This window comes from Burkholderia sp. KBS0801 (assembly GCF_005937855.2).
GTDB lineage: Bacteria > Pseudomonadota > Gammaproteobacteria > Burkholderiales > Burkholderiaceae > Burkholderia > Burkholderia ambifaria.
Map to the genome: position 1 here is coordinate 190,627 of NZ_CP042177.1, position 11,989 is coordinate 202,615.

Annotated in this window: 8 protein-coding genes; 4 read left to right on the top strand and 4 right to left on the bottom strand. The window is 67.8% G+C overall.

Annotated features, from left to right (window positions below; translation table 11 throughout):
• Nucleotides 1-9 precede the first annotated feature (9 nt).
• The 3 genes from FFI87_RS00855 to FFI87_RS00865 are packed head-to-tail and all read left to right on the top strand — an operon-like array spanning nt 10 to nt 7,255.
• The gene (locus FFI87_RS00855; RefSeq protein WP_138848410.1) at nt 10-2,511 is read left to right on the top strand and encodes a tetratricopeptide repeat protein; all 2,502 of its coding nucleotides are present in this window, start codon (nt 10-12) and stop codon (nt 2,509-2,511) included.
• A complete protein-coding gene (locus FFI87_RS00860; protein ID WP_138848409.1) occupies nt 2,508-4,994 on the top strand; it encodes a tetratricopeptide repeat protein in 2,487 nt (828 codons plus the stop codon). Before FFI87_RS00855 ends, FFI87_RS00860 begins: the two co-directional genes overlap by 4 nt.
• On the top strand, nt 4,991-7,255 hold the full coding sequence (locus tag FFI87_RS00865) for a tetratricopeptide repeat protein (protein ID WP_138848408.1): 2,265 nt from the start codon (nt 4,991-4,993) through the stop codon (nt 7,253-7,255). The genes FFI87_RS00860 and FFI87_RS00865 overlap by 4 nt, the downstream gene beginning before the upstream one ends.
• A gap of 148 nt (nt 7,256-7,403) precedes the next feature.
• Here the strand turns inward: FFI87_RS00865 and FFI87_RS00870 are convergent, their stop codons facing one another.
• The 3 genes from FFI87_RS00870 to FFI87_RS00880 all read right to left on the bottom strand — a co-directional run bounded on the left by FFI87_RS00870 (nt 7,404) and on the right by FFI87_RS00880 (nt 10,169).
• Entirely contained in the window at nt 7,404-7,700 is a 297-nt protein-coding gene (locus FFI87_RS00870; RefSeq protein WP_011655674.1) for a flagellar protein FliT, read from the bottom strand.
• A 35-nt stretch (nt 7,701-7,735) separates the two neighbouring features.
• The gene (gene fliD, locus FFI87_RS00875) at nt 7,736-9,157 is read right to left on the bottom strand and encodes a flagellar filament capping protein FliD (protein ID WP_012362817.1); all 1,422 of its coding nucleotides are present in this window, start codon (nt 9,155-9,157) and stop codon (nt 7,736-7,738) included.
• A 187-nt stretch (nt 9,158-9,344) separates the two neighbouring features.
• Nucleotides 9,345-10,169, bottom strand: a complete 825-nt coding sequence (locus FFI87_RS00880) for a flagellin domain-containing protein (RefSeq protein WP_012362818.1) — start codon at nt 10,167-10,169, stop codon at nt 9,345-9,347.
• Between the two features lie 541 nt (nt 10,170-10,710).
• On the opposite strand from FFI87_RS00880, the gene rpsU reads away from it, so the two are divergent.
• Entirely contained in the window at nt 10,711-10,923 is a 213-nt protein-coding gene (gene rpsU / locus FFI87_RS00885; RefSeq protein ID WP_006401410.1) for a 30S ribosomal protein S21, read from the top strand.
• Nucleotides 10,924-11,287: 364 nt separating this feature from the next.
• Here rpsU and FFI87_RS00890 read toward each other — a convergent pair whose 3' ends face one another.
• Nucleotides 11,288-11,893, bottom strand: coding sequence for a DNA-3-methyladenine glycosylase I (locus tag FFI87_RS00890; protein ID WP_138848519.1), 606 nt, complete (start codon nt 11,891-11,893; stop codon nt 11,288-11,290).
• Between the last annotated feature and the right edge of the window lie 96 nt (nt 11,894-11,989).

An 11,989-nucleotide genomic window follows, 5' to 3' on the forward strand; every position in this document is an offset into this window, starting at 1 on the left:
GCGCGCGCGATGGAGTCGATTGAACTGCAATTGCGCGCGGCGCTCGCGCATCACGAGGCCGGACGTCTCGGGGAAGCAAAGACGCTCTACGACGCGATTCTTCATGCGCAGCCCGGGCAGCCCGATGCAATGCACTTCCTCGGGTTGCTCGCGTGCCAGTTGAAGCAGTACGGCGCGGGTCTTGCACTGATGGAGCGCTCGCTCGCCGCGCGGCCGGACGCGTCGTACTACAACAACCTCGGCAACATGCTGCGCGAATGCGGGCGGCTCGACGACGCGATCGCGCACTACCGCCGCGCGGTGGCGCTGCGTCCGGACTATCCGGAAGCGCACAACAACCTCGGCAACGCGCTGCGCGACGCGCGCGATCCGGCCGAGGCGATGCAGAGCTGTTCGCGCGCGATCGAACTGCGCCCCGGCTATGCGGAGGCATACAACAACCTCGGCAACGTGCTGCAGGACCTGGGCGAACTGGATGCGGCCGCGGCAAGCTACGGCAAGGCGATCGCCTTCCATCCCGTGTATGCGGACGCGCACAGCAACCTCGGCAACGTGCTGCGCGCGCAGGAGCGACACGCGGACGCGATCGCGCACTACCGTCGCGCGATCGAACTGAACCCTGCGCTGCGCGTCGCGTGTCACGGCCTCGGTCTGTCGCTGTGGGCGCTCGGCGAACTGAGCGAAGCCGTGAGCGTGCTGGGCGCCGCCGCGGCCGGGTCGGACGACGCGAGCCTGCACAACAACTACGCGGGCGTGCTGCGCGATGCGGGCGACCTCGACGCCGCCGCGGCGCACTACGCACGCGCGATCGCGCTCGATGCGTCGCTGGCTGTCGCACATGCGAACCTGAGCGGCGTGCGGCGCCGTCAGGCGCGTTATGCGGACGCGCTCGTGCATGCGCAGGATGCGCTTCGCATCGCGCCGGATCTCGCCGATGCGCACAACCAGGCGGGCAATGCTCACCACGGCCTGGGCGATCTCGTCGCGGCGCAAGCGTGCTACCGCACCGCGCTCGAGCTGAATCCGGCCGACAGCGGCGCGTGCCACAACCTGTCGGTCGTGCTGCTCAAGCGCGAGCGGCACGCCGAGGCGCTCGCGTATTGCCGGCGGGCGCTGGCGGGCGGCCGCCCGACCGTGTCGATGTACGTGAATCTTGGCGACATCCTGCGCGCGCAGGGCAACGTCGACGCCGCTGTGCCCGCGTATCGCGACGCGCTCGCGCTGGTGCGCGACGACGCGAGCGACGATGCGGCGGAGGTGCTCGGCCGCCTGCTGTTCGCCGCCGCGGCATCGGCGACCGTATCCCCCGCCGACTATCTGAACGACGCGCGCCGCTACGGCCGTCACCTCGCGGCGCGTTCGACGCGCTATACGCATGACGTGCGCGCACGCGCGGCCGACGCGCTGCACCGCCCGCTGCAGGTCGGCTTCGTATCCGGCGACCTGCGGCAGCACCCGGTCGGGATCTTTCTCGAAAGCGTGTTCGCGCATCTCGATCGCACGCGCGTTGCGCCGTACGTGTACACGACGTCGGACGAAGCGGACGCGATCACCGCGCGACTGAAGCCGCACGCGGCCGTCTGGCGTTCGATCGCCGGTTGTGATCCGCGAGCCGCCGCCCGCACGATTCACGACGACGGCATCGACGTGCTCGTCGACCTCGCCGGCCATACGCAGGCGAGCGGCCTGGCCGCATTCGGCTGGAAGCCGGCGCCCGTGCAGGCGAGCTGGCTCGGCTTCTTCGCATCGACGGGCTGCGACGCGATCGACTATTTCATCGGCGACGCGCGGACGTTGCCGGCCGACGAGGCCCATCACTTCGTCGAGCAGCCGTGGCATTTGCCGGACAGCTACCTGTGCTTCACGCCGCCGTCCGACGACGTCGCGGTCGGCCCGCTGCCGATGGCCGCGAACGGCCACGTCACGTTCGGCTGTTTCGGCAAGCTCGTGAAGCTCGGCGACGACGTCGTGCGCGTGTGGTCGCGCGTGCTGGATGCGCTGCCCGGCGCACGGCTGTTGCTGAAGGCGCGCGAACTCGAACAGGCGGCGGTGCGCGACGCGACCGCCGCGCGCTTCGCACGGCACGGGATCGACGCGAGCCGGCTGCTGTTCGATGGTGCATCGCCGCGCGCGGAGTATTTCGCGGCGTACAACCGGATCGATGTCGCGCTGAGCCCGTTCCCGTACCCGGGCGGCACGACGACGGCCGAGGCGCTGTGGATGGGCGTGCCGGTGCTCGGGATGAAGGGCGGACGGTTCGTCACGCACATCTGCGAGAGCCTGCTGCACGCGGCCGGGATGCCCGACTGGATCGCCGGCGATGAGGACGACTATGTCGCGAAGGCGGTCGCGGCCGCGCAGGACGGCGCGCGGCTGGCGGCGTTGCGCGCGACGCTGCGCGAACGCACGCTCGCGTCGCCGCTGTGCGATGCGGCACGCTTCGCGCGCAATCTCGAAGATGCCTTCGTCGGCATGTGGACACGCTATACGGAAACGGCACAGACAGCATGAACGATATCCAGCAGGCCCTGCAGGAGGCACTTGCCCACCACCAGGCCGGGCGTCTCGCACAAGCGAAGACGCTGTACGACGCGATCCTGCACGCCCAGCCCGGGCAGCCCGATGCGATGCACTTCCTCGGGCTGCTCGCATGCCAGCTGAAGCAGTACGACGCGGGCCTCGCGTTGATGGAGCGCTCGCTCGCCGCGCGGCCGGACGCGTCGTACTTCAACAACCTCGGCAACATGCTGCGCGAATGCGGGCGGCTCGACGACGCGATCGCGCACTACCGCCGCGCGGTGGCACTGCGTCCGGACTACCCGGAAGCGCACAACAACCTCGGCAACGCGCTGCGCGACGCGCGCGATCCGGCCGAGGCGATGCAGAGCTGTTCGCGCGCGATCGAACTGCGCCCCGGCTATGCGGAGGCATACAACAACCTCGGCAACGTGCTGCAGGACCTGGGCGAGCTGGACGCGGCCGCGGCAAGCTACGGCAAGGCGATCGCCTTCCATCCCGTGTATGCGGAAGCGCACAGCAACCTCGGCAACGTGCTGCGCGCGCAGGAGCGGCACGCGGACGCGATCGCGCACTACCGTCGCGCGATCGAACTGAACCCTGCGCTGCGCGTCGCGCATCGCGGGCTCGCCATTGCGCTGCGGGCCACCGACGATTTCGACGGCGCGCTCGAGCATGCGCGCGCGGGGCTCGAACCGGACGATGCGGAAGGCCATTGCACGCTCGGGCGGTCGCTGCGCAGCATGAACGACTTCGACGGTGCGGCGCGCTTGTTCGAGCGCGCGTGCGAGATCGATCCCGGCTACGCGCCGGCATGGTGCCGGCTCGGCGAGCTGCGTTGCCAGCAGGGCGAATACGAGGAATCCCTGCGCCTGTGCCGGCACGCGATCGAACTCGATCCCGAACTCGCGGATGCGTACAACTTCCTCGGTCTCGCGTATCACAACCTCGACCGCATGGCGGCGTCGGAGCTGAGCCATCGCCACGCGATCGACCTGAATCCGGACGACGCGGATGCGCACCACAATCTCGCGGCCGCGCTGTTCCGTCTCGACAAGCTCGACGAGGCGATGAGCGAATACCGGATCGCGCAGGAACTCGGCGTCGATCCGGTGAAGATCCAGCTGACGCTCGGCGACATCCTGTGGGCCAAGCGCGATTTCGCCGGTGCGGTCGCGGCGTTCCGCGAAGCCGTCGAACACGATCCGCACCGCGCTTACGCGCGGCTGCTGTTCAACATGTCGAGCTCGCCTGCGTTCGCGCCGGAGGAGTGGGTCGTCGATGCGCAGCGCTACGGAGATTACCTCGCGCGCGACGCGCGGCTGCTGTCGCATGACCGCGAGCAGCGTGCGCGGCAGGCGCGCGGCCGGCCGTTGCGCGTCGGCTTCGTGTCCGGTGACCTGCGTCAGCATCCGGTCGGGATCTTCCTCGAAAGCGTGCTCGCGCATCTCGATCGCACGCGCATCGAGCCGCATGCGTACGTGACCTTCGTGGTGGAGGACGACGTGACCGCGCGACTGAAAGCGGGCTTCGCGAGCTGGAAGAAGCTCACGTGCCTGAATCGCGACCAGGCCGCGCGGATGATCCACGACGACGGCATCGACGTGCTCGTCGATCTGGCCGGCCACACCAACTGGAGCGGGCTGCCCGTGTTCGCGCACCGGCCTGCGCCCGTGCAGGCGAGCTGGCTCGGCTTCTTCGCGACGACCGGCTGCCGCGCGATCGACTATTTCATCGGCGACCCGCATACGCTGCCGGCCGACGAGGCGCATCACTTCGTCGAGCAACCGTGGCATTTGCCGGACAGCTACCTGTGCTTCACGCCGCCGGCTTACGACGTCGCGGTCGGCCCGCTGCCGATGGCCACGAACGGTGGCGTGACGTTCGGCTGCTTCGGCAAGCTCACGAAGATCAGCGACGACGTGATCGCGCTGTGGTCGCGCCTGCTGCACGCGCTGCCCGATGCGCGGCTGATGCTGAAGGCGCACGAGCTCGGCGCGAGCGACCTGAATCGCGCGACGCTCGAGCGTTTCGCGCGGCACGGCATCGGCGCGCACCAGCTGATCCTCGAAGGCGGTTCGCCGCGCGCGGAGTATTTCAACGCGTACAACCGGATCGACATCGCGTTGAGCCCGTTCCCGTATCCGGGCGGCACGACGACGGCCGAAGCGCTGTGGATGGGCGTGCCGGTGATCGGGATGAAGGGCGGCCGCTTCGTCACGCATATCTGCGAAAGCCTGCTGCATGCGGCCGGGATGGGCGACTGGATCGCCGCCGACGAGGACGCGTATCTCGCGAAGGCGATCGCGTTCGCGCGCGATCGCGACGCGCTGGCGGCGTTGCGCGCGACGCTGCGCGAACGCACGCTCGCGTCGCCGCTGTGCGATGCGGCGCGGTTCGCACGCAATCTCGAGGATGCGTTCCACGGGATGTGGGCGCGCTACGTGGCCGGCGACACGGACGGCACCAGCACATGACGGGCGCTGTCGTGGAACGGTTGAACGCGGCGTTCGTGCACCATCAGGCCGGGCGCTTCGACGACGCCCGCGTGCTGTACGAGGCGATCCGGCGCGACGAGCCGGATCAGCCGGATGCGACGCACTTCCTCGGGCTGCTCGCGTGCCAGCTCGGCCAGTTTCCGGCCGGCCTCGCGCTGATGGAGCGCGCGATCGCGCTGCGCGCCGATCCCGTCTACCTGAACAACTTCGGCAACATGCTGCGCGCGCACGGCCGGCTCGACGATGCGATCGGCGCGTACCGGCGTGCGATCGCGCTCGCGCCCGACTATGCGGAGGCGCACAGCAACCTCGGCAACGCGTTGCGCGACGCGGGCGACGTGGATGCCGCGATGCTGAGCTGCGCGCAGGCGCTCGCGCTGCGCCCCGATTACGCGCCGGCATTCAACAACCTCGGTAACGCGCTGCAGGACAAGGGCGAACTGGACGCCGCAGCGCGTGCGTACGAGAAGGCGATCGCGCTCGATCCCGGCTACGCGCAGGCCCGCTTCAACCAGGGCAATGTATTGCGTGCGCAGTGCCGGCCCGACGAGGCGATCGCGTGCTACCGCGAAGCGATCGCGCTGCAACCGGATCTGCATACCGCTCATCACGCGCTCGGCGTGCTGCTGTTCGAGCGCGACGATCTCGAGGCCGCGATCGCGAGCCTCACCCGCGCGGCGGAATCGGGCGAAGCGGACTGCCTGTTCCATCTCGCGGCCGCGCTAGAGCGTGCGGGCGACCTCGACGGCACGGTGGCGAGCCTGCGGCGCGCGCTGGTGGCGGCACCCGATCGCGCGGACCTGCATCACCATCTCGCGCAGACGCTGGTCCGGCAGGGCAAGCGGCGTGAAGCGCTCGACAGCTGCCGGATCGCGCTGTCGCTGCCGAATCCGACCGCGCAAATGCATGCGGTGATGGGGGATATCCTCTGCGCGATGTGGCACCTCGATGCGGGGCTCGCGAGCTACGATCGCGCGCTCGAAATCGATCCTGCGTTCCGCAACGCACACTCGGGCCGCATGTTCCACGCGGCCGGCACCGACCGGCTGTCGCCCGCGCAACTGCTCGAGCGCGCGCGTGAATTCGGCACGCGGATGGCCGCGCAGGCGTCGCCGCGTACGCATGCGCCGCGGCCGGCCGCCGGGCGCGTGTTGCGTGTCGGGTTCGTGTCCGGCGATCTGAAGTCCCATCCGGTCGCGGTATTCCTGCTGAGCGTCGTCGCGGCGCTCGATGCGTCGCGCGTCGAGGCGGTGGCCTACGCGACGCAGTCGGTGGAGGACGATACGACCGCGGCGCTCAAGCGCCATTTCGCGCTGTGGCGCGACATCACCGCGCTCGACGACCACGCGGCCGCCGACCTGATCGCCAACGACCGCATCGACGTGCTGGTCGACCTGAGCGGCCATACCGCGTCGAATCGGCTGCCGTTGTTCGCATGGAAGCCGGCACCGGTGCAGGCGACCTGGCTCGGCTATTTCGCGACGACCGGCATCGCCGCGATCGACTACGTGATCGGCGATCGCCACGTGCTGCCCGACGACGAAGCCCATCACTTCGTCGAGCGGCCGTGGCGGCTGCCCGACAGCTATCTATGCTTCACGCCGCCCGCGCAGCCGCTCGACGTCGGGTCGCTGCCGGCCGCGCGCGAAGGTGTCGTCACGTTCGGCTGCCTGAACAATGCGAACAAGATCGGCGACGCCGTCGTCGCGCTGTGGTCGCGCGTGCTGCATGCGGTGCCCGGTTCGCGCCTGCTGCTGAAGTCGGCGCAGCTCGACGAAGCCGCGCTGCGGACGAGCATCGCTGCGCGCTTCGCGGCACACGGTATTCCGGTGGAGCGCCTGCTGCTGCGCGGCGGATCGAAGCGGCTCGCGCACATCGCCACGTACAACGACATCGACATCGTGCTCGATCCGTTCCCGTATCCGGGCGGCACGACGAGCATGGAAGGACTGTGGATGGGCGCGCCGTTCATCACGCGACGCGGCGACCGCTTCCTGTCGCATATCGGCGAAAGCATCCTGCATACGCTCGGGATGCCCGAATGGATTGCGGACAACGACGACGACTATGTCGCGAAGGCGGCCGCGTTCGCGCAGCGCCTGCCGCATGTCGCGGCCGTGCGGGCCGGGCTGCGCGAGCGGCTGCTGCGCTCGCCGCTGTGCGATGCGCCGCGCTTCGCCCGCCATCTCGAAGCGGGGTTCGCGCAGATGGTCGACGCGGCGGTGGCCGCCGCGCGCTAGTCGATTCCGCGCAGCCGGTCCGGCACGGTGCGGATTCGCATCCGTGCCGTTTCTGCTTCTTTCGCTCAAAAAAATAGCCGCCCGAAGGCGACTAGACGTTACGACATCGGCGCACGCTCGACGGCGGCGCGCGTTGTTGTTCGTGGGCTTACAGCATGCCGGTCGCCTGATAGAGGCCGGCCGCGCGAATCCGTTCGCGCGATGCGGTGAATTGTTGCGCGAGCTGATCGCGATCGGCCTGCGCGTCCTGCGCGATCGACGCGTCGATCTCCATGATCCGCCGGATCGTGTCGAGCGCTTCCGGCGTCTGCTCGGGCGACAACCCCATCAACAGCGGCGAGCGCGCGTCGGCCAGCGCCGCGACGCGTTCCCAGTCGCGCAGCGCGGTGGCCGACTGCATCGCGTGGGTCAGATGGAGTGCTTGATTCAGCGTATCGGTCGTCATGGTCGTCGTCCGGATGCGGCCTGCGAACAGGCGGCTTACTTGTTGGTGGCGAGCGCGCCGGCGCTGTTCGTGCCGCCGAACAGCTGGGTCAGGTACTTCGTGTTGTTCGCCATCGTCGCCATCAGGTTGTTCAGCGCGGTGAACTGCGCGTTGTACTGCGCGGTCAGCTGATCCGAATAGTTCTTCAGTTGCGTCGCCTGGTTGGACAGGTTCTTCAGGTCCGCGTTGAGCGCCGTGGTGCGCTGGTCGATCAGGCCGTTCGCCTGCGTGTACGTGTTGACCAGCTTGTTCAGCGTCTGGCCGACGCCGTTCGTCGTGTTGAACAGCGCGGCGACGGCCGGGCTGTTCGACGTGAGCGCGGTGTTCAGCGCGGTCGAGTCGACCTGCAGCGTCCCGTCGGCCTGCAGGTTGATGCCGATCGCCGCGAGCGAATAGGTCGTGCTCGGGCTGCCCGTCGTGACGCCGCCGCTGATCGCGGTCGCGAGACCGCTCGAGATCGTGTTGAGCATCGCGTCGCCGAGCAGCGGGCCTGCCGTCGACGTGTTCGGATCGTACGACGACAGCGACTTCGCGGTCGTCACGTAGCCGTTGTATGCATTGACGAATGCGTTGATCGCGCTCGTCGTGGCCGTCGTGTCCTGCGACAGCGTGACCGTCTGGGTCGTGTTCAGCGCGGCCGGCGTCAGGTTCAGCGTGACGCCCGTCAGCACGCCCGACACGCTGTTCGACGCGCTGCTCACCGGCGTGCCGTCGACGGTCAATTGCGCGTCCGCCGCCTTGGTCACGGTCGAGTAGCCGGACGTCAGCTTCGCGTTCACGCCGGTGCCGCTCACCGACACCGTGTTGGCCGCGCCGGTGTTGTTCGACTGGATCACGAGGTGCTGGCCGTCCGAGCCGGTGATGACCGACGCGGTGACGCCCGGGTTGCCGGCCGTCGTATTGATCGACGTCGCGATGTCGGACAGCGACGCGCCGGCCGCGACGTTGACGTTGAATGCCGCGTTGCTGCCGAGCGTGATGCTCAGCGAGCCGGCCGCGATCGTGTCCGACGACGTGATGCCCGCCGACGACAGCTTGTTCGCGCTCGCGAGCTGCGTGACGTTGACCGCGTACGAGCCGGCCACCGCCCCGCCGCCGCTCTTGACCGACGCGGTGATGCCGTTGCCGCTCGCGGTGGCCGCGAGGCCGCTCAGCGTCGAGCCGTTCGCGAGACCGGCGATCGCGGTCTGCAGCGCGGACAGCGCCGATTTCAGTTTGCCGACCGCGGACAGCTCGGTGTTGTCGCGCGTCTGCTTGGTCGTGAGGGTTTGAGTCTGACCGGCCGTCTTGGCCGTGACCAGCGCGGACACCAGCGAACTGACGTCGAGCGTCGAATTGGTCGCGCCGCTGATGATCGATTGTCCGGCCTGCGCCAGAAGACTGCCGATATCGGTCGTGCTCGTGCTCGTCGTGGTCATGCGGGTGCTCCAGTCGTTTGCGCGGTCGCGCGCGTTCCGGCGGGTCGCCGTGCTTCGATTTCAATGCAAGCAGGGAGGCAAGCCTCCCTGGAGTGTCGGGTCCGGGGTACCGGACCGGCGCCGTCGCGCGCCGCAACGCGGACGACGCCGTGCGCGCGGGCGGCGAGCCCGGCGCGGATGTTCCCGATTACTGCAGGAGCTTCAGGACCTGCTGCGGCAGCGAGTTCGCTTGCGCGAGCACCGAGATGCCGGCTTGCTGCAGCACTTGCGCCTTGCTCAGGTTCGCCGTTTCCGTCGCGAAGTCCGCGTCGGTGATCTGCGAACGCGCTGCGCTCATGTTGGTTGCCTGCGTTTGCGTCGTCGTGATTGCAGCCTGGAACGTGTTCTGTGCTGCACCCAGCGTTGCCTGGAACGTGTTGACGTTCTTCAGTGCCGTGTCGATTGCCGTGATCGCCGACTGTGCGCTCGTCTGGTCGCTGACCGTCAGGCCGCTCAGGCTCAGGCCTGCGCCCGTGCTCGTCCACACGGTCGCGCCGAAGTTGACGGCAACGGTCTGGTTCGCCGATGCGCCGACCTGGAACGTGACGTTGCCGGCGTTGCTCAGGATGGTCTGGCCGTTGAACGTCGTTTGCGTTGCCACGCGGTCGATTTCGCCCAGACGCGTCGTGACTTCAGCTTGCAGGTTTGCACGTGCGTTCGAGTCCAGCGAGCCGTCGCCGGATTCGACTGCCAGCGTACGGATACGCTGCAGGTTGTCGACGGTCGACTGCAGCGCGCCGGCTGCGGTCTGGATCATCGAGATACCGTTGTTCGCGTTTGCGACACCTTGCGTCAGCGCGTTGATCGCGGCCGTTTGCGTCGTCGAGATCGCGAGACCTGCCGCGTCGTCGGCTGCCGTGTTCACGCGCTTGCCCGACGACAGGCGGTTGATCGCTTGCGACAGTGCGCTTTGCGAGCCCGACAGGTTCGTCTGCGTCGTCAGCGAAAGGATGTTGGTATTGATGTTCAGCATTTGCTTCCTCTTTTTGGAAAATGCCTGAGTACAGACAGGGTCGTTTTCGGCGTTGCGCTTTATCGCGAGTGGCGCTGCCCGCCTTTCCTGGTTGACGGCGGCACCCGGCGAAAACTTTAGAGAGATGTTCGAGGAAATTCGGGACCGAAGAGTCGCGTCGCCGCGAAATCCGCGCCCGGCGTGGCCCGCAGCGATTTTGGCCGGGCCGTGTGCAGGTCTCGTTGGGCGGCTTGTGTGGCCGCGCCGCGTCGGGCGGCCAGCCGGCATCGACAAAAGGATGGTTTTGTCTGTGATTTCCTGATATGATGGCGGGCTGAATTGAGATTTTCTGTCACGCCTGTGCCGTCTCGGCATTCTTGCTGGCAGTCAAACGCGGCGCTGCACGTGGCTTGTGAAGCGTACCCGCGGTGCTTTCCGCCTCTCTTTTCCGGCCTCCGAGGCCGTATTTCCGCTCGTTTCGCCAGTTGTGGGGACGCCCGGATGGCCGGTGCGTGGCGCTTGGCCGCTACGTTTTTGACCGTTTAAGCAATTTAGGAACGACATGACGACGATTCTTCTGAAAGAAAACGAGCCGTTCGAAGTGGCGATTCGCCGCTTTCGCCGTGCTATCGAAAAAAATGGCCTGATCGCTGAACTGCGCGAACGCCAGTCCTACGAAAAGCCGACCGCAGTCCGCAAGCGCAAGAAGGCAGCAGCCGTCAAGCGCCTGCACAAGCGCCTGCGCAGCCAGATGCTGCCGAAGAAGCTCCACTAAGAGCGTCTGTCGGTTCGCCGCGAAACGGCGGAGCGTGCTTCGAAAGAAGCCGCTCCGCCGTTTTGCTTTTGGGAGGTGGGAAATGGGCTGCGGGGCAGGGCTTCGGGCTTTCGGTCTCGGTCTCGGTCCCGCGCCGGGCGGCTGTAACGCCTCCTGTCCAGCTGTGACCGCCTGACGGCAGCAAGGCGGATTCGACGGGGGTGCCGGTGGGCCGGAGTGGCCCCCGGTTCGTTCAGAAGCCGATCTTCGAGCTCAGGCACACCGCGCGGCGGATCGCCCGGCTTCACGTAATCGGCGTACTGGTTTTCCCGATCGCGGTGGTTCAGCACGTTGTCGATCGATGCGCGCAGCGGCGCCGTCGCCGTCAGCCCGCCTTGCGGCGCCGTGCCGGCTGCTGCTTGCCGCCGAGCGCCGCGCATTTGGCGTGACACGGGCAACCGGCCTCGTGGTCGTTGACCATCCCGGTTGCCTGCATCAGCGCATAGCAGATCGTCGAGCCGACGAACTTGCAGCCGTACGCCTTCAGCGCCTTGCTGAGCGCGTCCGACTGGGTGGTCGACGCGGGCGCGTCGCGATACGACTGCCAGGCGTTCTGCACCGGCATGTGATCGACGAACGACCACAGGAAGTGCGCGAGCGACCCGTGTTCGTCGCGAATGCGCTGCACGGCCAGTGCATTGGTCACCGCGGATTGGACCTTCGCGCGATTGCGCACGATGCCGGGATTCTCGAGCAGCTTCTCGATGTGCTTCGGCGTGAAGCGCGCGACGGCGTCGACATCGAAGTCGGCGAACGCCTCGCGATAGCCGGCGCGCTTGTTCAGGATCGTCGACCACGACAGCCCCGCCTGCGCGCCTTCCAGAATCAGCATCTCGAACAGGTGGCGATCGTCATGTGACGGCACGCCCCACTCGGTATCGTGATAGTGAGCGTCCGCTTCCGTCTTTACCCAGTTGCACCGCTGCGACATCATCCGCCTCGTTCCAGTGTCGATTCGATCGTGCCAGCATAGCGGAAGGCCCATTCACGGCATAGCTGGCCGAACGGCAGATGGGCGTGCGGCGCC